The 22,451-nt window shown below is 43.9% G+C and carries 20 protein-coding genes and 1 pseudogene; 17 read left to right on the top strand and 4 right to left on the bottom strand.

Annotated features, from left to right (window positions below):
* Window positions 1-33: 33 nt before the first annotated feature.
* On the top strand, window positions 34-2,364 hold the full coding sequence (locus tag DWU89_RS14320; protein WP_115500316.1) for an ATP-dependent helicase: 2,331 nt from the start codon (window positions 34-36) through the stop codon (window positions 2,362-2,364).
* Window positions 2,365-2,528: 164 nt separating this feature from the next.
* Here the strand turns inward: DWU89_RS14320 and DWU89_RS14315 are convergent, their stop codons facing one another.
* Window positions 2,529-3,851: a M56 family metallopeptidase gene (locus tag DWU89_RS14315; protein WP_115500315.1), complete on the bottom strand. Its 1,323-nt coding sequence runs from the start codon at window positions 3,849-3,851 to the stop codon at window positions 2,529-2,531.
* A 20-nt stretch (window positions 3,852-3,871) separates the two neighbouring features.
* Window positions 3,872-4,231 (bottom strand): BlaI/MecI/CopY family transcriptional regulator, encoded by a 360-nt coding sequence (locus tag DWU89_RS14310; RefSeq protein ID WP_115500314.1) that lies wholly within the window; start codon window positions 4,229-4,231, stop codon window positions 3,872-3,874.
* A 345-nt stretch (window positions 4,232-4,576) separates the two neighbouring features.
* Between DWU89_RS14310 and nspC the strand changes: the two genes are divergently transcribed.
* The 16 genes and pseudogenes from nspC (at window position 4,577) to DWU89_RS14235 (ending at window position 20,465) form a co-directional block, all read left to right on the top strand.
* Complete coding sequence (gene nspC / locus DWU89_RS14305) at window positions 4,577-5,716, top strand: carboxynorspermidine decarboxylase (RefSeq protein WP_115500313.1); 1,140 nt, start codon at window positions 4,577-4,579, stop codon at window positions 5,714-5,716.
* Window positions 5,717-5,803: 87 nt separating this feature from the next.
* Entirely contained in the window at window positions 5,804-6,757 is a 954-nt protein-coding gene (ftsY, locus tag DWU89_RS14300; protein ID WP_115500312.1) for a signal recognition particle-docking protein FtsY, read from the top strand.
* Window positions 6,758-6,759: 2 nt separating this feature from the next.
* Complete coding sequence (rimO, locus tag DWU89_RS14295; RefSeq protein ID WP_115500311.1) at window positions 6,760-8,055, top strand: 30S ribosomal protein S12 methylthiotransferase RimO; 1,296 nt, start codon at window positions 6,760-6,762, stop codon at window positions 8,053-8,055.
* 83 nt (window positions 8,056-8,138) lie between these two features.
* Window positions 8,139-8,429: an HU family DNA-binding protein gene (locus DWU89_RS14290; RefSeq protein WP_115500343.1), complete on the top strand. Its 291-nt coding sequence runs from the start codon at window positions 8,139-8,141 to the stop codon at window positions 8,427-8,429.
* A complete protein-coding gene (locus tag DWU89_RS14285; RefSeq protein WP_115500310.1) occupies window positions 8,422-9,600 on the top strand; it encodes an HU family DNA-binding protein in 1,179 nt (392 codons plus the stop codon). The genes DWU89_RS14290 and DWU89_RS14285 overlap by 8 nt, the downstream gene beginning before the upstream one ends.
* Before the next feature lie 156 nt (window positions 9,601-9,756).
* Window positions 9,757-10,752 (top strand): AAA family ATPase, encoded by a 996-nt coding sequence (locus DWU89_RS14280; protein WP_115500309.1) that lies wholly within the window; start codon window positions 9,757-9,759, stop codon window positions 10,750-10,752.
* A 113-nt stretch (window positions 10,753-10,865) separates the two neighbouring features.
* Window positions 10,866-11,735 (top strand): DUF58 domain-containing protein, encoded by an 870-nt coding sequence (locus DWU89_RS14275; protein WP_115500342.1) that lies wholly within the window; start codon window positions 10,866-10,868, stop codon window positions 11,733-11,735.
* 9 nt (window positions 11,736-11,744) lie between these two features.
* Complete coding sequence (locus tag DWU89_RS14270) at window positions 11,745-12,758, top strand: hypothetical protein (RefSeq protein WP_115500308.1); 1,014 nt, start codon at window positions 11,745-11,747, stop codon at window positions 12,756-12,758.
* A gap of 1 nt (window position 12,759) precedes the next feature.
* The gene (locus tag DWU89_RS14265; RefSeq protein ID WP_115500307.1) at window positions 12,760-13,746 is read left to right on the top strand and encodes a vWA domain-containing protein; all 987 of its coding nucleotides are present in this window, start codon (window positions 12,760-12,762) and stop codon (window positions 13,744-13,746) included.
* A 13-nt stretch (window positions 13,747-13,759) separates the two neighbouring features.
* Window positions 13,760-14,776: pseudogene (locus tag DWU89_RS21130) on the top strand (VWA domain-containing protein); the annotation flags it as partial.
* Window positions 14,777-15,493, top strand: a complete 717-nt coding sequence (locus tag DWU89_RS21125; RefSeq protein WP_244205919.1) for a tetratricopeptide repeat protein — start codon at window positions 14,777-14,779, stop codon at window positions 15,491-15,493.
* A gap of 44 nt (window positions 15,494-15,537) precedes the next feature.
* Window positions 15,538-17,352, top strand: a complete 1,815-nt coding sequence (locus tag DWU89_RS14255; protein WP_115500305.1) for a BatD family protein — start codon at window positions 15,538-15,540, stop codon at window positions 17,350-17,352.
* A 4-nt stretch (window positions 17,353-17,356) separates the two neighbouring features.
* A complete protein-coding gene (locus DWU89_RS14250) occupies window positions 17,357-18,124 on the top strand; it encodes a tetratricopeptide repeat protein (protein WP_115500304.1) in 768 nt (255 codons plus the stop codon).
* Window positions 18,125-18,151: 27 nt separating this feature from the next.
* A complete protein-coding gene (locus DWU89_RS14245; RefSeq protein WP_115500303.1) occupies window positions 18,152-18,844 on the top strand; it encodes a phosphatase PAP2 family protein in 693 nt (230 codons plus the stop codon).
* 113 nt (window positions 18,845-18,957) lie between these two features.
* Window positions 18,958-19,233 carry a DNA-binding protein gene (locus tag DWU89_RS14240; protein WP_115500302.1) on the top strand — a complete coding sequence of 92 codons (276 nt, stop codon included), beginning with the start codon at window positions 18,958-18,960 and terminating at the stop codon, window positions 19,231-19,233.
* Window positions 19,234-19,349: 116 nt separating this feature from the next.
* The gene (locus DWU89_RS14235; protein ID WP_115500301.1) at window positions 19,350-20,465 is read left to right on the top strand and encodes a universal stress protein; all 1,116 of its coding nucleotides are present in this window, start codon (window positions 19,350-19,352) and stop codon (window positions 20,463-20,465) included.
* Window positions 20,466-20,489: 24 nt separating this feature from the next.
* On the opposite strand, the gene DWU89_RS21120 is transcribed toward DWU89_RS14235, so the two are convergent.
* Window positions 20,490-22,178, bottom strand: coding sequence for a PAS domain-containing sensor histidine kinase (locus DWU89_RS21120; protein WP_244205918.1), 1,689 nt, complete (start codon window positions 22,176-22,178; stop codon window positions 20,490-20,492).
* A 75-nt stretch (window positions 22,179-22,253) separates the two neighbouring features.
* Entirely contained in the window at window positions 22,254-22,415 is a 162-nt protein-coding gene (locus DWU89_RS20650; RefSeq protein ID WP_158543385.1) for a hypothetical protein, read from the bottom strand.
* Window positions 22,416-22,451 lie beyond the last annotated feature (36 nt).

Genomic DNA, 22,451 nt, shown 5'->3' with positions numbered 1-22,451 from the left:
TCGTACCTTTGTGTCTTTAAATACGCAAGACACGTGGAAGAATATCTGAAACAACTAAATGAAAGTCAGCGCGAAGCGGTTGTCTATACGGAAGGCCCTTCACTTGTGATCGCGGGAGCCGGGTCGGGAAAAACGCGCGTGCTGACTTATAAAATAGCTTATTTACTACAACAGGGATTGCCGCCCTGGAGCATTCTGGCACTTACATTCACCAATAAGGCGGCTCGCGAGATGAAAGAGCGTATCGCCACTCTGACGGACGAACAGACGGCGCGCCGGTTGTGGATGGGGACGTTCCATTCCCTTTTTTCCCGTATTCTGAGGAATGAAGCGGAGCATATCGGTTATCCGTCCAACTTTACCATTTACGATGCAACCGATTCCAAAAGCCTGCTCCGCTCCATCATGAAGGAAATGCAGCTTGACGATAAGGTCTATCGGCCGGGAATGATACAAAGCCGTATCTCGAATGCAAAAAATGCACTTGTCACCTGGAAAGCTTATGAACAAAATAAGGAATTGGTGCAACATGATATGGATTCAAAAGTTCCTCTGGTGCGCGAGATATACAAGCGGTATCAGAACCGCTGCCTGCAAGCCGGGGCGATGGATTTCGACGATTTGCTGTTGCAGACGAATATCCTGTTTCGCGACCATCCGGATGTGTTGGAGAAATACCGGAGCTTTTTCCGCTTCGTACTGGTCGATGAGTATCAGGATACGAACTTTGCCCAGCATCTGATCGTACAGCGTTTATGCGAGACGCACCGCCGCATCTGTGTTGTCGGGGATGATGCACAGAGTATTTATTCGTTCCGCGGGGCGAATATCGATAACATCCTGCAGTTTAAGAATCAGTATCCGGGGTGCCGCATCTTCAAGTTGGAACGGAATTACCGCTCTACGCAGAATATTGTAAATGCGGCAAACAGCCTGATCCATAAGAACACGAAACAGATTCAGAAAACGGTTTATTCGGAAAAGGAGGAAGGTAACAAAGTCTCTGTATTGGCCTCTTATTCCGATTATGAGGAAGGGTATGCGGTTGCCGGCAAAATCAACGATATGCGTATGCGGAACTATGATTATGCTGATTTTGCCATTCTGTATCGTACCAACGCCCAGTCGCGTATTCTCGAAGAGGCGCTGCGTAAGCGGGGAATCCCTTATAAGATATACGGTGGCCTGTCTTTTTATCAGCGTAAGGAGGTGAAGGACGTCATTTCTTATCTGCGTCTGATCATTAACCCGCACGACGAGGAGGCGTTCAAACGGGTCATAAACTATCCGGCACGCGGGATAGGAGAGACGACTTTAGGTAAGCTGACGGCGGCTGCAACAGAACATAATGTCAGTCTGTGGACCGTGTTGAATGATCCGATCGGATATGCCTTGCAGATCAATAGTGGAACAGCAAAGAAACTGGGGGATTTCCGGGAAATGATTGCCGGTTTTATCGAAAGGAACGATAAATTGTCTGCAGAAGAAATGGCCTCTGCAGTGGTCAAAGAAAGCGGTATTGTGAGTACCTTGTTTCAAGACCGGTCGGTAGAAGGGATCAGTAAACAGGAGAACTTGCAGGAGTTGTTGAAAGGTATTGCCGAGTTCTGCGAGATACGGCGTGAAGAAGGGGCGGAACATGTTTCGCTGGCCGATTTTTTGTCTGAAGTATCTTTGTTGACGGATCAGGATAACGATAAGGACGAGCAGGCTAACAAAGTGACGATGATGACGGTTCATGCCGCCAAAGGGTTGGAGTTTAAGAATGTTTTTGTTGTCGGCTTGGAAGAAGACTTGTTCCCGTCGTCAATGTCGAAGGATAATCCGAGGGCGGTTGAAGAAGAACGCCGTCTCTTTTATGTCGCTATCACCCGTGCGGAAGAAAACTGCATGTTGACCTATGCCAAGAGCCGTTACCGGAACGGACAAAGTGCGATGTGTTCGCCCAGCCGTTTTTTGCGGGATATCGATACTAAATATCTGCATATGCCGGAAAATACCGCTGCGACAGATTCATCGGCCGCTTCACGTGAACGTTTTGAGCGTCCGTCTGCTTTTGCTTCTCCTTTCCAGCAACCGAAAGCTGTGGAAAGGGAAACGTATGTTTCTCCGGTTGCCCAAGCCGTACAACGGCAATCGCGTCTGACAAAGGTGGAAACAGCGGCTGCTTCTCCTTCCTCGGCTCCGGCTTCCGATCTTTCGGGCTTGTATGTGGGAGCCAAAGTCCGGCATGATCGCTTCGGTGAAGGCGAAGTCACTGCAATAGAAGGGGATGGAGGTAATGCTAAAGCTACAGTTGCATTTACCCATTTCGGGCAAAAGCAGCTGCTTTTGAAGTTTGCCCGTCTGACTATAGTCGAATAAATTCAAGTAAATCGATTGATATTCTGGAATGAATCTCCTATCTTTGAGGCATTATCTCCCTTTTTGAGAGGAGTGTGGGGCATGTAATCTTCGTTTTCGCCTGGCAGCATTTTGAAGATTGCGTGCCTTTTTTGTGTCCGACTCAAAAAGGGAAATACTTTAAATTATTGTAATCTATAGGTTAATGGGACAGCATATTGTACGCGGACAACCGTTCCGTCTTTCAGCTTTCCCGGAGTCCATTTCGGCATGGAATTTATTACTCGTAAGGCTTCCTTATCCAATGAAGGATATAAAGATTGTACTATTTTAGCATTTGTAATCATTCCGTCTTTTTCAATAACAAATGAGATATTGACTGTGCCTTGCTTTCCTAATCTTTGAGCTTCTACCGGATATTTTATACTTTTAGCAAGAAATTGCAATAAAGCTCCTTCTCCGCCTGGGAATTCCGGTTTAATATCACATTTATCCAAATCGTAAATCTTATCCTTGCCGGGAGGAAGCGGATCGGCAATTTCCGTTTCGGAAACAACTGTTTCAAGAGCCGGCAACTGGATAACATCTGTTACCTTTTCATTTAATACTCGCGCCATTGCATCAATATTATTGAGCAACAACAAGCCTGCGGCCATCGGGATCAGTGCCAGATACTTTACTTTTCTGACACTGTTTGTTCTTTTTTTGTTTAACATCGTAATTCTCTTTTTTAGTGGTAAGACACTGAAATTATTATATAAATTCGCTATTGCCATATTGGGTTGTTCCATTCCGATCAGGTGGTATTGGTATTCTTTCTTGTTAAAACCGGAAAGCATAACCTGTTCATCTGCAATAAATTCATGATTTATGCTGATCTCTTTCTTTAACCACCAGGCAAATGGATTGATCCAGCAAATAATGCAGACGATTTCACTCAGAAGTATGTCGGCTGAATGCCATTGACAGACGTGTGTGCGTTCGTGTACCAGAATGTCATCAAGCTTTTCCCCGTAATCCTGGGAAGGAGAAATAAAAATCCATTTGAAGAAAGAGTAAGAACTTTCATCTTTTGGAAGGAGGCAAATCCGGATGCCGTTTAATGTGATTTTCCGGCATTTCTTGTATAGCCGGCAAACCGTGAATAGCTCTGCCAAACATCTGAATAGTAAGATACTTGTTCCCGCCAGCCAGATTAATTGCATAACTGTAAGCCCAGTCTCTTTCCAACCTGTGGTAGAAGTGATTTCGTGATTAGGCATTGTAACGGTTTCTTTTGGCAGCAAAACAGAATAGTAACTGACTATATCCGCCACACTTGTCTGACCAGCCAACCAGCCGCTTAAATCCGGTAGAGGATACAGGAATGCAATCAAGTAAATCGACAATAAAACACCTCTGCGCAACCTGAAGAACGTGTCTTCACGGAACAGGAGGCGATAGCAGACATATAAGAGTGCCAATGCCAGGTTTACTTTCAGAAAATAAATAAGTACCGGAATTATCATACTGATTTCTTTTGTGTTGATTATTCTTCTTTCTCAATCTGATCCATTAGCTCCTGCAAGTCGCTTTTAGACAGTTTGCGGTCGCGGACAAAGAAAGAAACCATTTCTTTGTAAGAACCTGTAAAATAGTTGCGGACAACATTAGACATGAAAGTTCGCTTGTAGTCAGTCTCTTTCACCCGGGGAAAAAATTGGGTGATCGTTCCGAACTTCTTCGGAGTGACATATTTTTTCTTTTCCAGATTGCGTACAACCGATGCTACACTGGTATATGGAGGGCGTGGTTCAGGCATTTCATTCAGTATGTCACGGATGAAACAGGGGCCCAGTTTCCATATATACAACATAATGTCTTCTTCTTGTGATGTCAGTCTTTCCATTATTTTATTATTTAAATAACAAACTACTATGTTTTCGCAAATCTACTAAATCTAAGTAGATGAGCGCTGCTTTGAGTCGTAATTATTGTTAACAGATCGAATTATCCTTCCGTTTGTTCATTTTCTATATAGGACTTTCTGGACTTTTGTCTCTATATTTTTATATTCGATCTGTGGGAAGGTTGTTTTTGAGGGTGTCGGAAATATTAATGAGAACGTCGAAAATATTAATGACATCCTCGAAAACATTTATGAGGGCGTCATTAATAGATTTTCTGCAGATCAAAGTATTGGTATAATCTCTGCTTTTACGTATCTTTGCACTTCGGACAAAAAACGTATCGGATGATAGATTTCAATGTGATACCATCCCCATGTTATGTGATGGAAGAAGAATTGCTTCGCCGTAATTTATCGCTTATAAAAGGCGTGAAGGAGCGGGCTGGTGTAAATATAATTTTAGCTTTTAAGGCATTTGCAATGTGGAAGGCATTCCCGATTGTGCGTGAATATATTCCATATTCAACGGCCAGTTCAATCTATGAGGCTCAATTGGCATTTGAAGAAATGGGCAGTCGGGCGCATACCTATTCGCCGGCTTATACGGAAGCGGATTTCCCTACAATCCTGAAATACAGTAGCCATGTGACATTTAATTCGCTTTCGCAGTTCCAGCGGTTTTATCCGATGGTGCAGGCTGACGGAAACCGGGTGTCGTGCGGTTTGCGGATTAATCCCGAGTATTCGAAAGTGGAAACGGATTTGTATAATCCCTGTGCACCGGGTTCGCGGATGGGTGTAATCAGTGATCTGCTGGGCGACAAGTTGTCGGAAGGAATCGAAGGGTTGCATTTTCATACCTTGTGCGAATCGTCCTCTTATGATTTGGAAAAAACATTAGGAGAGGTGGAAAAGCGTTTCGGTCGTTTCCTGCCACATATCAAATGGTTGAATATGGGCGGCGGGCATTTGATGACGCGGAAAGATTATGATACGGAGCATCTGATCGCTCTTCTACAGTTGTTTAAAGCCCGGTATCCGAACCTTGAGATTATAATGGAACCGGGAAGCGCATTTGCCTGGCAGACTGGTTTTTTGTTGACGACTGTTGTGGATATTGTTGAGAATCACGGTATCAAGACAGCTATTATTGATGCCTCGTTCACCTGTCATATGCCGGATTGCCTGGAAATGCCTTATAAGCCAGCCATTCGCGGAGCCAGTGAGCCGGTAGAAGGGAAACCGACCTATCGTATCGGAGGAAACAGTTGTCTGAGTGGTGATTATATGGGAGACTGGTCGTTTGACCAGCCGTTGAAAGTGGGCGACCGTTTGATATTTGAGGACATGATTCACTATACGATTGTCAAAACGTCGATGTTCAATGGAATCCCGCATCCATCCTTAGCTTTGTGGGGCAAGGATGATGCGCTTGTGATGTATCGCCGGTTCGGTTACGAAGATTACAAAAACCGGATGAGCTAAGGATTTGTCGATTGTCTATTGTCAATTATCAATTATTTAGTAATTTAGCGCACTCGTTTCTAATAGGAATAAATTAAGCAGTAAGATATGGGCATTTTTAACTTTTTCAGTAAGGAAAAAAAAGAGACTCTGGATAAAGGGTTATCAAAGACAAAAGAAAATGTATTTTCCAAGATTACCAGAGCCATCGCCGGTAAGAGCAAGGTGGATGACGAAGTGCTGGACAATCTGGAAGAGGTTTTGATCACGTCCGATGTCGGCGTAGATACTACACTGAAAATCATTTCCCGTATCGAAGACCGTGTGTCGAGAGATAAGTATGTGACAACTGCCGAGCTGACTGCTATCCTGCGTGAAGAAATTGCCGCCCTGCTGACCGAAAACCATACGGAAGACTTGGAGTCGTTTACGGTTCCGGAAGATAAAAAGCCGTATGTTATCATGGTTGTTGGTGTAAATGGCGTGGGCAAGACCACTACGATCGGCAAGTTAGCTTATCAGTTCAAGAAAGCCGGAAAGAATGTTTACCTCGGAGCGGCCGATACATTCCGTGCGGCAGCCGTCGAGCAATTAGTGATTTGGAGCGAACGGGTAGGAGTGCCTATCGTGAAACAGAAGATGGGATCGGACCCGGCTTCTGTGGCTTTCGACACATTGAGTTCTGCGAAGGCGAATGGAGCCGATGTTGTCATTATCGACACAGCCGGCCGTTTGCATAACAAGATCAACCTGATGAACGAGCTGACCAAGATCAAAAACGTGATGAAGAAAGTGATTCCGGATGCTCCCCATGAAGTATTGTTGGTGTTGGACGGTTCTACCGGACAGAATGCGTTTGAGCAGGCCAAGCAGTTTACAGCGGCAACTGAAGTGAATGCTTTAGCTGTTACCAAGCTGGACGGGACTGCCAAAGGCGGTGTCGTGATCGGTATTTCAGACCATTTCCGCATTCCGGTTAAATATATCGGTTTGGGTGAAGGCATGGAAGACTTGCAGGTATTCAACAGAAAAGAATTTGTGAACTCCCTCTTCGGAGAATAAATATGCGGAAAAATAAAGTCGATATTATAACATTAGGTTGTTCGAAAAACCTGGTGGATTCAGAACAACTTATGCGCCAATTCGTGGCAAACGGTTATGCCGTCGAACACGATCCACATAAAATTAACGGTGAAATCGTAGTCGTAAATACTTGCGGCTTTATCGGTGATGCACAAGAAGAGTCGATCAATATGATCCTTGACTTGGGTGAAGCGAAGAAGAAAGGAAAGATCGGTAAACTGTTTGTAATGGGGTGCCTGTCCGAACGCTTCCTGAAAGACCTGGAAAACGAATTGCCGGAGGTCGATCATTTTTATGGAAAGTTTAACTGGAAGGAACTGCTGAACGATTTGGGCAAATCCTATCATCGTGAACTGGCTTCCGACCGTGTGCTGACAACTCCCCGGCATTATGCCTATCTGAAGATTGCGGAAGGGTGTAACCGCACTTGTTCCTATTGTGCCATTCCGATCAGTACGGGGCATTATCAGTCCGTTCCGATGGAAGATATCGAGCGAGAAGTCCGCTTGTTGGTGGAGCAGGGGGTGAAAGAGTTCCAGGTGATTGCGCAGGATCTGACTTACTACGGTCTTGACTTATATAAACGTTATGCGCTGCCCGAATTGATAGAACGTATCTCCGATATTCCAGGCGTGGAATGGATTCGCCTCCATTATGGATATCCTTCCCATTTCCCTTATGATTTGCTGCGGGTTATGCGTGAACGCGATAATGTCTGTAAATATATGGATATCGCGTTGCAACATATCAGCGATCCGATGCTTGCAAAAATGCGCCGGAACATCACGAAAGAAGAAACCTATGCGTTGATACGGCGGATGCGCGAGGAAGTTCCCGGCATCCATTTACGGACAACCTTGATGGTTGGCCATCCGGGTGAAACGGAACAAGATTTTGAAGAGTTGGTAGCCTTTGTGAAGGATGTCCGCTTCGAACGTATGGGAGCTTTTGCTTATAGCCACGAAGAAGGAACCTATTCCTTTAAACATTATACCGATGACATCGATCCGGATGTAAAGCAAGATCGTCTGGATTATTTGATGCGTATCCAGGAAGGTATTTCGGCAGATATAAATGCATCCAAGATCGGAAAAGAGTTTAAAGTGATAATTGACCGTGAAGAGGATGACTTTTATGTAGGCCGTACGGAATTCGATTCACCGGAAGTCGATCCGGAGATTCTTATTACCAAAGAAAAGGTACTGACTCCCGGACAGTTCTATAACGTACAAATAGAAGACGCTCAAGCCTTTGATTTGTACGGAAAAGTGCTTTAATATGATATAAAAACTGCAAAGAAGTTTGCCAGTTTACGAAAAAATAACTAATATAGCTGCATAATCTATTAATGGATGCGGATATGAAGAATAAGGAACTGATTACCGAACTTGCCTCTCGTATGGGATGGACTGCACAGGAAGTTACCGATACACTTTCTGTTTTAAGTTCTGTGGTCAGTTCCCGTTTAGTAGATAACGACATCGTTTACCTGCAAGGGTTCGGTCAGTTTGAAGTGAAAAAGAAGGCGGAGCGTATCTCTGTCAATCCTTCGAACGGAAAGCGTTATCTGGTGCCTCCAAAACTCGTTCCGGTATTCAAGCCGGGAACCACCGTGAAGAATAAACTTAAAGAATTAAGCGAACATGAATAACCGGCTGACCATACAGGATTTGGCAGGTTTGTTAGCCGAATATACAGGGAAAGACAAGAACAGCACCGAACGTTTTCTGAGAGAATTTATAGCGGTTGTTTCGGATGGCGTCTATGCCGATAAGCTTGTGAAGGTGAAGGGGCTCGGTACATTCAAAATCATTCCTGTAGAGAAGCGTGAAAGTATCCATGTAAATACGGGTGAACGTTTCGTAATTCCGGAACATTATAAGTTTTCCTTCCTCCCCGATAAAGATTTGCGGGAACTTGTCAACAAGCCTTTTTCTTTTTTTGAGACAACCGAATTAGGTGAGAACGTCGATTTTACCGATATGGACGTGAGTGCTGACGAGCCGGAAGAAAAGGAGGCGGAAGACGAATCGGTAGAAGAGGTGATGCCGGAAGAAAAGCGTTTGCCACAGGTAGAAGATGCCACACAGGAGGATTCTGCCCTTGTCGAGCAGCCTGATAGCTCTCCTGAGGAACCGGCTGCCCCGTTCCCGCATTCGATGCGGGATCGCGAGGAAACAGACGATATCGTTCTTGATAATACGGATAATAATGTAGCTCCTGATCCTGTTGAGGCGGATAACAGCCAGCCACTTTGCGATCCCGCGTCAGGCGCGGGAACGGGTAAGTCCCGTACAAAGCGGAATGTGGCAATCTGCGTATTCGTGTTCTTTTTGATAGCCTTTAATGTGTGTCTTTATCTGAACCGCAGCCATTTCTTCGAAGGAGAAAAAGAAACTTCCGTTTTAAAGAAAGATACCGCTTCTTCAAAAGAAGATAAATCATGGATGCTCAAACCGGAAGAGGTTAAAAAGCACATGGGGGTTGCCCAAGTGGATTCTGTGCGACAAGATACGACTCAGGTCACAACTCAAACGACCGAAGCAAAGCCGGAAACCACTTCTCCAAAAGTAATCGCCCGTGTCAAAATAGAACCGGGCAGCCGCCTGACTCTTATTTCGTTGGATTATTACGGCAGCAAGATTTTCTGGGTATATCTGTATGAACACAATAAAGCTATTATAAAAGATCCGAACAATATACCTATCGGCACTGTTATCGAAGTGCCTGCTCCTGAGCTGTATGGTATTAATCGCCGTGACCGTGCTTCCGTGGAGAAAGCTGCAGCCCGGCAGACCGAGATTCTGAGTGGCCAACTGTAATAAAAACGCTCCCTTTTAAGTAAAATAAAACAAAATACTTCCATATAGGTTAGTATTATTTAACTGCGAAAGTGTAGAATACGAATTTAACATTTCTAATTTTGTGCATCTCAAAAAAGCAAGTAAAAATAATAACAATATAATTGAAGAAAATCTATGAGTCAGACAGTAGACATTCGTGAGTTGAACGAGCGGATTGAAAGTAAAAGTTCGTTTGTGAACATGATTACGATGGGTATGGACCAGGTAATTGTTGGACAGAAACATTTGGTGGAATCGTTATTGATCGGTCTGCTTTCAGATGGTCATATCCTGCTGGAAGGTGTGCCTGGGTTGGCAAAGACTTTGGCCATTAAAACACTGGCGTCATTGATCGATGCGAAATACAGCCGTATCCAGTTCACGCCGGACTTGCTGCCGGCCGACGTTATCGGTACTATGATTTATAGTCAGAAAAGCGAAGAATTTATGGTTAAACAAGGACCTGTCTTCGCTAATTTTGTATTGGCGGATGAAATCAACCGTGCACCGGCGAAGGTTCAGAGTGCACTTTTGGAAGCGATGCAGGAACGCCAGGTAACAATCAGTGAAAATACTTACAAGCTGCCGGAACCGTTCCTGGTAATGGCTACACAGAACCCGATCGAGCAGGAAGGTACTTATCCGCTGCCAGAAGCACAGGTAGACCGTTTCATGTTGAAGGTCATCATCAACTATCCGAAAAAAGAAGAAGAAAAACTGATTATCCGTCAGAATATTTCAGGAGTGAAACCGGAGATCAAGCCGATCCTGAGTAAAGAGGAAATCCTGGAAGCCCGCAAGGTTGTCCGCGAAGTTTATCTGGATGAAAAGATCGAGCGTTATATCGTTGATATCGTCTTTGCAACCCGTTTCCCGCAGGAACACGGTCTGGCAAACTTGGCTAATATGATCTCGTTCGGTGCTTCTCCACGTGCTTCTATCAACTTGGCATTGGCAGCCCGTGCATACGCGTTCATCAAACGCAGAGGCTACGTGATTCCTGAAGATATCCGTGCCGTATGCCACGACGTTATGCGCCACCGTATCGGCCTGAGCTACGAGGCAGAAGCAAACAACCTGACATCGGAAGAGGTGATCAGTGAAATTCTGAACAAGGTTGAAGTACCTTAATAATTGAAAATGGAAAATGGAGAATTGAAAATTAAAGGGACTGACTCTTTGAAACTACATTCTCCGTTAGTTTGAAATTTTCAACTTTCAATTATCAATTTTCAATTATCAAGATGGAAACAAGTGAACTATTAAAGAAAGTTCGACGGATTGAGATAAAGACTCGTGGCCTGTCCCGCAATATTTTTGCCGGGCAGTACCATTCTGCGTTCAAAGGTCGCGGTATGGCGTTCAGCGAAGTGCGCGAGTACCAATACGGAGACGATATCCGCGATATCGACTGGAATGTAACAGCCCGCTATGTCCGGCCTTATGTAAAGGTGTTCGAAGAAGAACGTGAGCTGACGGTGATGTTGCTGATTGACGTATCGGGAAGTAGGGATTTTGGTTCCGTGAATGTAATGAAGAAAGAGATCATTACGGAGATTGCCGCTACGCTTGCCTTCTCGGCTATTCAGAACAACGATAAAATCGGTGTGGTGTTTTTCTCCGACAAGATAGAAAAGTTTATTCCTCCCCAGAAGGGAAAGAAACATATCTTGTATATCATTCGCGAACTGATCGACTTCCAGCCGGAAGAGAAGCAGACCAATATTGCACAGGCGCTTAAATATCTGACCAACGCGATTAAGAAACGATGCACGGCTTTCCTGATTTCCGACTTTATTGATAAGGACGGCTTCAAGGATGCATTGACGATCGCCAACCGTAAGCATGATGTCGTTGCCATTCAGGTGTACGATCGCCGCGAGACGGAACTTCCTTCTGTCGGCCTGATGAAGATCAAGGATGCCGAAACCGGACGGGAACGCTGGATAGACAGCTCTTCCGCCCATGTGCGTACGGCCTACAAGGAATGGTGGGACCGCCGGCAGGCCGCGATGAGCGATTCGTTCAAGAAGTGCCGGGTCGATTCAGTCTCTATCCGTACCGAAGATGATTATGTGAAAGCATTAATTGCTCTTTTTGATAAACGTAATTAAAGCAAGCAAATGAAATTAATAAAGAAAAGCATTCTGTTACTATCCCTATTCGGTACGTTTTTGTCCGGAGGGAAGGCGTATGCACAGCAGACACTGGTAGACGTGAAAGTCGACTCTGCCGCCATACTGATCGGTGAACAGACTGTTTTACATCTAACGGTAACAGCAGACAAAGATAAGGCCGTTCAGCTGGTTATTCCGCAAGATACATTGATGGCCGGGGTAGAGGTGTTAGGTGTCTCAAAAGCGGATTCTACCTTGATCGATAACGATCGTTTATTGATCGAGCAGGATTTGCTGGTTACCTCTTTTGATTCTTCCCTCTATCTGTTGCCTCCGTTTATGGTGATCGATGGCGCCGATACTGTTTATTCCAACCAAGTCGCGTTAAAGGTTTCGACTATTCCTGTCAATACCGACAAACCGGAAGAGTTTTATGATATCAAAGAGGTCTGGAAACCGCCTTTTGTGCTGGCTGATTATTATCCCTGGATATTCGGCATATTGCTGACACTGTTCCTGATCTGCGTGATCGGCTATATCATACAGCGTATTCGTAACAAGAAGCCGATTATTCCGTTCAAGAAGCCGGAACCGAAGCTTCCTCCTCATGAACAGGCCATAAAGGAACTTGATGAGATCAAGCAGCAGAAACTTTGGCAGCAGGGTCGCAGTAAAGAGTATTATACATTGATTACGGATACGTTGCGTCGTTATATCGTGGATCGTTTCGGTATCAATGCAATGGAAATGACTTCCGGCGAGATACTCGATATCATCCGTAAACAGCATGAGGCTAACTCTGTATATGAAAGCTTGAAGCAGATTATGCAGTTGTCTGATTTTGTGAAATTTGCAAAGATGAATCCGCTGCCGGATGAAAACGATTTGAGTTTGATGAATGCTTATCTGTTCATTAATCAGACGAAGATAGAGGAGATTCCCGCACCCGGTGAAGGAGAAAACGCGGAAGGCGAAGGAAAGCCTGTAGAAAAGAATGATTCAAATATAAGTAAAGAATAAGATGGTATTTGCAAATCCTACATATCTGTATTTGTTATTATTGCTGATCCCGATGATCGGATGGTATATCTACAAACTGAGCAAAAATCAGGCAAGTTTGCAGGTGTCGTCTACGGAAGTCTTCGATGCGCCGGGAGCAAGCACTTGGAAAGTCTGGCTCCGGCATGTCCCGTTCGTGTTACGGATGGCGGCAATAGCTGTCCTGATTGTGATACTGGCACGTCCGCAGTCTACGAATAGTTGGCAGAACTCTTCAACGGAGGGTATTGATATTATGTTGGCAATGGATATTTCGGGCAGTATGAGGGCACAGGATCTGAAGCCGGACCGTCTGGAAGCATCCAAAGACGTGGCTGCATCCTTTATCAATGGCCGCCCGAACGATAATATCGGTTTAGTCGTATTCGCAGCAGAAAGTTTTACGCAATGCCCGCTAACGACAGACCATACCGTATTATTGAATCTGTTTAAAGATGTCCAGCCTGGTATTATTCAAGATGGGACCGCAATCGGTCTGGGGTTGGCAAATGCGGTCAGCCGTATTAAGGACAGCCAGGCTAAATCAAAAGTGATCATCCTGCTGACAGACGGTGTGAATAATCAAGGTGAGATCGCTCCAGTAACGGCAGCAGAAATAGCCAAGACATTCGGTGTCCGTGTTTATACAATCGGTGTCGGTACGCAAGGAAAAGCTCCTTATCCGTGGCAGACAGCATTCGGTGTTAAGTATGTGGATGTCGACGTTGAGATAGACGAACCGACTTTGAAGCAGATTGCCGCTACAACCGGTGGACAATATTTCCGTGCGACGGATAATGCCAGCCTGAAGGAGATCTATTCGGAAATCGATAAGATGGAGAAGACAAAGATCAGCGTGCAGGAATATAGTAAAAAACAGGAAGAGTACAAGAATTGGGCGCTCCTGCTTTTCTCACTGTTGCTGGTTGAGATATTATTGAGAAATACATTGTTAAGAAATATACCGTAAATAAAAAAGGCTTATGTTTCGTTTTGCACATCCGGACTTTTTATACTTGCTCTTTTTGCTTCCCGTACTGATTGCATTCTATGTGTATGCAATCATCCTGAAGAAAAAGGCAATCAAGAAATATGGTAATCCCGAATTGTTGGCAGAGTTGATGCCGGAGGTTTCTCCAAAGCGTCAGCATCTGAAGTTTTGGCTGTTGTTCGGAGCCATTGCGATGGTTATCATTGTCATTGCCGGGCCACAGTTCGGTTCTAAACTGGAAACAGTGAAACGCCAGGGCGTGGAGATCATGGTTTGTCTGGACGTCTCCAATTCGATGTTGGCAGAAGACGTATCGCCCAACCGTTTGGATAAGGCCAAGCAGATGCTATCCAAGTTGACAGACGGTTTCTCGAATGATAAAGTCGGACTGATTGTTTTTGCAGGGGATGCGTTTACGCAGCTTCCCATCACTTCCGATTATGTTTCGGCCAAGATGTTCCTTTCGTCTATCAACCCTTCGATGGTTTCAACGCAAGGTACGGCTATCGGTGCTGCTATCAACTTGGCAGTCCGTTCTTTTACACCGAGCGAAACGTCGGATAAGGCCATTATCCTGATTACGGATGGTGAGAACCATGAAGACGATGCGGTGAAAGCTGCTGCCGCTGCCGCAGATAAAGGTATTCATGTGAATATTGTCGGTATGGGTGATCCGAAAGGTACTCCGATTCCTATAGGCGGAAGTAATAATTACATGAAAGATAAGGAAGGAAATGTCGTTATTACAAAACTGAACGAAGAAATGTGCCAGGAGATTGCAGCTGCAGGTCATGGAACGTATGTTCGTGCCGACAATACTAATTCTGCGCTCCGTGCGCTTCAAAAGGAGATTGAAAAGATGAATAAATCAGAACTGGACAGTAAAGTTTATTCGGAATATGATGAACGTTTCCAGACATTTGCCTGGATTGCATTGATTCTGCTTTTGGTAGATTTCATGACATTAGACCGGAAGAACCGTATATTCAGAAAAGTAAAATTATTCTCTTTGATATTATTGCTCTGTTCAGGCTCTGTTTTCGCCCAGAAAGCTGAACGTAAGAACATCCGCGAAGGGAATAACCTTTACCAGAATGAAAAGTTTACCGAAGCGGAAATCGCTTACCGGAAAAGTCTGGAAGTAAACCCACGCTCATCCGAAGGAACATATAACTTAGGAAATGCCCTTTACAAACAGAAAAAGTTCCCGGAAGCGGCAGAACAATACCAATTGATAGCCGGTCAGGCAGAGAAGATGGTGGAGACTCCGGAAGGAAAAGCCCGTTTAGCGGAAATCTTTCATAATGCCGGAAATATTGGCATGCAAAATAAAGAATATGCCAAAAGTGTAGAAGCTTACAAACAATCCCTGCGTTTGAATCCGAAAGATGACGAAACACGTTATAATTTAGCTTTGGCACAAAAATTGTTGCAAGATCAGCAGAATCAGCAGAATGAAGATCAAAATCAGGATCAGAACGAAGACAAGAAGGAAGATCAGGATAAACAGGATCAACAGCAGCAGAATCAAGATCAGCAGCAACAACAAGATGATAAGAAGCAGGATAAGACACAAGAACAGCAACAGCAGAATGAGCAGATGAGTAAAGACAATGCTCAACAGATGTTGGATGCCTTCCTGCAGGATGAAAAAGACACTCAGGAAAAGGTGAAGAAGGCGCAGGCTCAACAACAGCAACGCCGTCGGACGGATAAAGAGTGGTAATCGGGAAATAAAGAAGTAAGAATTAAAAAAATAAGAATTAAAGAATGAGGAAATTAGTTTTCTTATTTGTTCTCTTTGCAACTTTCGGGGTAGTGGTCAGAGCGGCTGATGTGACGTTCAAGGCTTCTGCTCCGGAAGCTGTCGTAATGGGAGAGACTTTCAGATTATCGTACACGGTAAATGCAGAGGGTAAAGATTTGCGTGTGCCGGAGATACCAGATTTCGATGTGTTGATAGGGCCGTCTACTTCGACCAGTATGAGTACCCAGATCGTCAATGGAAAAATGACTACGGAGACGTCTTTGACGTTTACTTATATTCTCCAGCCAAAGAAAGAAGGTACTTTCAACATTGCACCGGCTACGATCAAGGTAAAAGGCGCCAACTACACGTCCAATGCGTTAGCGATAAAAGTGCTTCCCCCTGATAAAGCGGACGAAGCGGCAAAAGAAGGCTCAACCGGTACAGGTATTAGTAAGGATGATGCCTTTTTGACAATTGATGTCTCTAAGAGAAACGTTTATGAACAGGAAGGTATTCTGGTTACATTCAAGCTTTATGTAAGAAAAGATATTGCAGGTATTGATCAACCGAAATTCCCGGAATTTGAAGGATTCCTCGCACAGGAAGTGGAATTACCACAGAACAAGCAGTTGGTAATGGAGAATTATAAAGGTAAGAATTATGGCACTGCTGTGATAAGACAAACCGTATTATACCCGCAACGTTCCGGGAAGATTATAATACCTTCCGGAAAGCTGGACCTTGTGTTACGTGTACCGGGTCCTCCCAAACAGAGAAGTAGTGTCTTTGATGACTTCTTTGGCGGTTCATCTTCTTACATTGATGTAAAGAAAGAGCTTACTACTCCTTCTGTAACAATTGATGTGAAGCCATTGCCTTCCGGTAAACCTGCTTCATTCTCCGGTGCAGTCGGCAACTTTACTATGACTTCGAGCATTAACTCCAATAATGTAAAAACAAACGAAGCTGTTACTGTCAAAGTGAAGATTTCCGGTAATGGAAACATTAAGCTGGTAAAGAATCCGGAAGTTGTTTTCCCAAATGACTTCGAAGTTTATGATCCGAAAGTAGATGTGGATATTAAGACAACTGCAGCTGGTTCTTCCGGAACAAAGACTATCGAATATATGGCAATCCCGCGTTATGCAGGTGATTTCGAGATTCCGGCTATCGCATTCTCTTATTTTGATACAAAGACCAATTCTTATAAGACTATAACTTCCGAACCTTATAAGCTGCATGTAGAGCAGGGCGCAGGTGGAGGAACGTCTCCCGTTATTTCCAACTTCAGCAATAAGGAAAGTGTGAAGTATCTGGGTAAGGATATCCGTTACCTGAAGGTGAATGACATCCATTTCGTTCCGAATAATGAATTGTTCTTTGGTTCATTCATGTATTACATGTGTTATCTGATCCCGGCAATCTTGTTTATTGTCTTCTTCTTTATCTACCGCAAGCAGGTGAAAGAAAACTCGAACTTAGCATTAGTCCGTACGAAGAAAGCGAACAAGATGGCAACCAGACGTCTGAAAAATGCTGGTAAACTGCTTAAGGAAAACAAGAAAGAAGAATTTTACGACGAAGTGCTTCGTGCATTGTGGGGATATTTGAGTGATAAACTGAGTATTCCGCAGGCAAGCCTGACTAAGGATAATGTAGAGGCTGAATTGACTAAATATGGTGTAGATGAGCCGCTGATCCATGAGTTTATGGATATCCTGAATACGTGCGAATTTGCCCGTTATGCACCGGCACAGGCTTCGGATGCTATGGATAAGTTATATGAACAGACAGTAGATGCCATTGGTAAGATGGAAAATACAATTAAAAAGTAATGCGATGAAGATGAATATAAATATGAAAAAGATCGTATTCTTCCTTTTGGTCCAGTTTGTCGCTTTTGGTGCATTCGCCCAGGAGGCAACGATCAAAGAGGCGGAAGCTGCCTATACGAAAGAAGATTATGGCAAGGCTATCGAACTATATGAAGGTCTTCTGAAGAGTAATGGCGAATCGGCTGAAATCTATTATAATTTGGGAAATGCCTATTATAAGGAAAATAAGATTGCCCCGGCCATTCTGAATTATGAGCGGGCTTTGCTGTTGGATCCGGGAGATGGAGATATCCGCTTCAATCTGCAACTGGCGCGCCAGAAATCGGTAGATAAGATCGAACCGGTTGGCGACTTTTTTCTTCATCGTTGGTTTGATAAAGTGCAGAATATGGGTGCTGCCGATTCATGGGCTCAGATGGGTATCGTCTGCTTTATTCTGTTTATCGGCTGTTTGATATTGTTCTTCTTCTCTAAGTGGATTCATCTGAAGAAGATCGGCTTCTATCTTGGATTGATATTGCTGGTTTTGGTTATCTTTTCCAATATCTTTGCCAGCAATCAGAAGAGTGAACTGGTGAATCGGAAAAGTGCAATTGTATTTGCTCCGACTGTTACGGTAAAGAGCTCTCCGGATGCAAGCGGAACAGATCTTTTTATTTTGCATGAAGGAACTAAAGTCTCCATTAAAAGTAAACTGGGAGATTGGAGTGAAATAGCAATGGAAGATGGAAATGTAGGATGGATGCCGAGTAAAGACATTGAAATCATTTAATATCCGGCATCGAAGCTTAATCCTACTATGGTTGAAAAAATATTGATTTATGAGCGCGATGCGTTCTTAGCTCTCAACGGCAGCGACTCTGCTTTCCTGGATCGTTTTATGTGGATCTTTACAGGGAGGGCAGTTTGGCTGCCGTTAGCCTTTTTTATTCTTCTGGTCTTAATTTATAAAAAGAACTGGCGCGAATCTCTACTTATTTTATTGGCAATTGCGCTGGTTATAACCTTATGTGATCAGTTTGCTTCCCACCTCTGCAAGCCTGTTTTCACCCGCTTTCGGCCGACACATCATCCTGATTTTATGTATCTGGTAAAAACCGTTTTCGGATATCGGGGAGGGCTTTATGGGTTCATCTCCAGCCATGCGGCGAATGCATTTGGTTTTGCAACGCTTATGACGTTAATTATGCGGGATAAGTTATTTGGCTGGACCCTCTTTTTCTGGGCGTTTTTGACTGCCTACACGCGGGTTTACTTGGGAGTCCATTTTATTTCGGATATTGTGCCGGGAGCCATTGTGGGAGTATTCTTCGGTTATTTAGTGTATTGGCTTTATTCTCTTAGCCGTTCAAAATTAGTGCCGGCAGAGGTAAAACAAGATGAGCCGTTATATTCAAAACAACGTATCCGTCTCATTGTCTATGCCATATATCTGACGATTCTTGTCATTCTCATTTTTAATGAGCCATTGGCCGCTTGCCTTCAAAAATAATACATGTCGTAAAGCATATTAATTTTTGATGAATAATTTGTTGCTGTAATTTATAATGATTAAGTTAGTGGCATCAAATTAAACAAAGTATTAACCTTCAAAATAAGGAAGCCATGACAAAGACTATTACATTTAATGAACTCCGCAGACTGAAAGACAGCCTGCCTGACGGAAGTACCCACCGGATTGCTGATGAACTGGGTATCACTGTTGAAACTGTTCGTAATTATTTCGGTGGGCATAATTTTAAAGATGGCAAGAGTTGTGGAATACATATTGAACCTGGGCCTGACGGAGGTTTGGTTGTATTAGACGACACCACAATATTTGAACGTGCTTTGCAGATACTCGCAGAAAAAGACGAAGTGTCGGAAGCACAGCAAGCGTAAAGAAATTCATTGTTACAGAAGAATCCCATAGCTGAATCTAAACGATGCTGCTGTGGGATTTTTTTTATTCAACTTTTAGCGAATTCCGATTGTTTAATCTATAAAAACACACGAGTATGGAAGATAAATTAGTAACGTTAGCAATTCACACGTTCGAGAAAGCCCAAATTCTCAAAACGATGCTTGAAACAGAGGGGATTGAAGTCTACATACATAATGTAAACCAGATCCAACCGGTTGTTTCGGCCGGTGTACGTGTGCGGATTAAAGAAAGCGATCTGCCTCATGCCTTGCGCATCATTGAAGATAGCAAGTGGTTTAGCGAGGACACCGAACAAGAGGAAAAAAACGGCCATCAGGAAAAGAAAATATTGATACCGATAGATTTTTCCGATTATTCGATAAAAGCATGTGATTTAGGTATTAATTATGCCCATAAGATCGGAGCGGAAGTGATGATCATGCATGCCTATTTCAGCCCGTATTTCCCGTCCGCTATTCCGATGGGCGATACGCTGGCTTACCAGGTGAACGAGGAAGAGACGACACAGAATGTCTTGAAACGTGTCAATATCGATATGGAAAATATCTGTACGATGATCAACCGTAAAATCCAGTCGGGCGAACTTCCCAAAGTGAAATACAATTATGTACTTCGTGAAGGGTTACCGGAGGAAGAGATTATTGCATATTGCAAAGAATATCATCCGACATTGATTGTAATGGGTACCCGCGGAAAGAGCCAGAAAGACATGGATCTGATCGGTAGTGTTACCGGTGAAGTGATTGAAGTAAACAAAGTCCCGGTTTTGGCTATTCCGGAAAATGTCCCGTTTGAAGATTTGAGTGAAGCTAAAAACATCGCTTTTGCGACCTCTTTCAACCAGCGTGACCTGGTCGCTTTTGACGAATTTATGGAAATCATCAAACCGTATGATGTGCATATCCATTTGTTCAATATCTCGACCAGCAAGGATGAATGGAATGAAATCCGTCTGACCGGTGTTAATGAATACTTCAAAAAGCAATATCCGGATGCCCATATCACCCATACGGTTTTGGACGATGGCGACCTGTTGCTGGCGATTGAGAAATTCGTGCGCGACAAAGATATCGATGTGATAGCGCTTAGCACGTACCGCCGGAATATCCTGGCCCGTATGTTCAATCCTTCGATTGCCCGTAAGATGCTATTCCATACCGACACGCCTTTGTTGGTGATGCACTCATAGAATATTGTTGAGAGTTGACGTCTGTCAACTCTCGACTCTTTCAGAAATCGGTAATGTAAACCAAAACGTAGAGCCTTTCCCAACTTCCGACTCCACACCAATCTCACCTCCTAATGTCTGTATGATCAGTTCGCAGATCGAAAGCCCCAGTCCGGTGCCTTTTACAAAAGTGTCGAATTTGGCAAAGCGCTCGAAGACGTGGGGCAGGTTCTCTTTCTCAATTCCTTTTCCGGTATCCCTTACATAGAAATAAATCTGTTTGCCTTCGATTTCGTAACCGACTGTTATGGAACCTTCGAATGTGTATTTGCAGGCATTGCTGATAAAGTTGGATAAGACTTGTGTCAAACGATTCTTTTCGGTGTACAATATGTAAGGTTCCGATGGTATATCCAGGGACATATAGACCTCTTTCTTTATTTTGAACCGGAAAGTATATCCCAAGTTTTGAATCAAGTCATTCAAATTAACCTCCGAATAAATGAATTCCATCTGTCCGGCTTCTATCTTCGACATATCCAGGATATCGTTAATCAGATGAAGAAGCATGTCGTTGTTTGCCTCGATGATTTGGGCAAACTCTTGCCTTTCTTCTTTGTCGTCCGTTTCGGCCATAAGCGTCGAGAAACCTACAATGGCATTGAGCGGTGTCCGTATGTCATGGCTCATATTGGCGAGGAAAGTGCTTTTGAGGCGGTTGGATTCTTCGGCTTTTTCACGCAGGCGAACCAGTTCCTCGGTATGTTTCAGATCGGTGATATCATGTTTCAAACCGATAATACTGCGCACCCGCCTGTCTTCGTAACGTTGATAAGCGACGGCTTGCATCTCGAACCACTGGTAGTCTTCCATTCCCGGCTCCTTGCTCCGTATCTGAATGACCATCAGGCTGCATGTCTCTTCAATCAGGTTACTCAGCCCCTGGATCAGGAGTTGGGCGTCGGAAGGATACATATATTTGAGGATCTCGTCCAGCGCGACGGAGTTTTGGGAGAGATTGGATTGCTGGAGGAAGTTGTCGCTTATATTAACTGTCTGCGACTCTACGTCATATTCCCAAGGCGTAATGTGGACCGCTTTGAGGACAAATTCGAGCATCTGCTTGTTTTTGTCGTATATGTTCTTTTGCTTCATTTCGGCGGAAACATTCCGCTCGGTACCGATGATATGGCTCACTTTCCCGCTCTTGTCTTTTAATCCGATTGCATAGACGTCGGTCCAGACGTTTCCGTTGTCGAGGTTGAGATGGAATACTTCGTTTTTTATTTCTTCCTCTCCGGATGTTAAGGCATGAAGGTAATTTTCATATTTCTGCATATCTTCCGGATGTATTTTGGAGCCTAATTCAGCTTTGGTCATACCGGTAGTCGGGATGCCGACACGGTGCACTGCCGTGAAAACCTCTTTTTTGACATCGTACCGCCATACGGCCATATAGACGGCATCGAGGGCGATGGTAAGTTCGGTATGTACCCTGTCGAGTTCTTTTTTATGCTTGCGTTTTTTGGTCAGGAAGAAGATGAACAGGAAGGCTGTGAAACAGATGCCTGCTATTTCGAAGGGGTGTGCTTTGATTTGCAGGTAACTTTTGTCGTATTCGTGGGTTACTTCCAGCCGTTTCGGACCCATATCCTGCCTGGTGGAGGCTGAACCATCGAAGGATATTGCCTGGAGCAAGAAAATCAGAAAAAGAAATACCCTATACTTTTTCATGTTTTTAGAAAGAATAATCATCTCTTATTGTTGTTATTGATTAATGTGTAACGGCGTGTATGTGATTGGATAAAGTTATGTTGTTGTAAAACCAAATTCTACGGTAGAAGCAGAGTAGAGTCCCTCCTTGGTTGCGACACATATGCTGTTGAAAGCGTAATCGTCATTACGCTCGGTTAGCATCAGATGGGTAAGCGTGTCGTTGATACAGTGCATTTTAGGATTGGATATAACCATAATTGATGTTTTATAGAGTTCTTAATGAACTCCGGT

It is taken from the genome of Parabacteroides acidifaciens (assembly GCF_003363715.1).
Taxonomy (GTDB): Bacteria; Bacteroidota; Bacteroidia; order Bacteroidales; family Tannerellaceae; genus Parabacteroides; species Parabacteroides acidifaciens.
The sequence above is the reverse complement of the archived record's forward strand: the minus strand, read 5'-3'. Positions and strand labels throughout refer to the sequence as shown.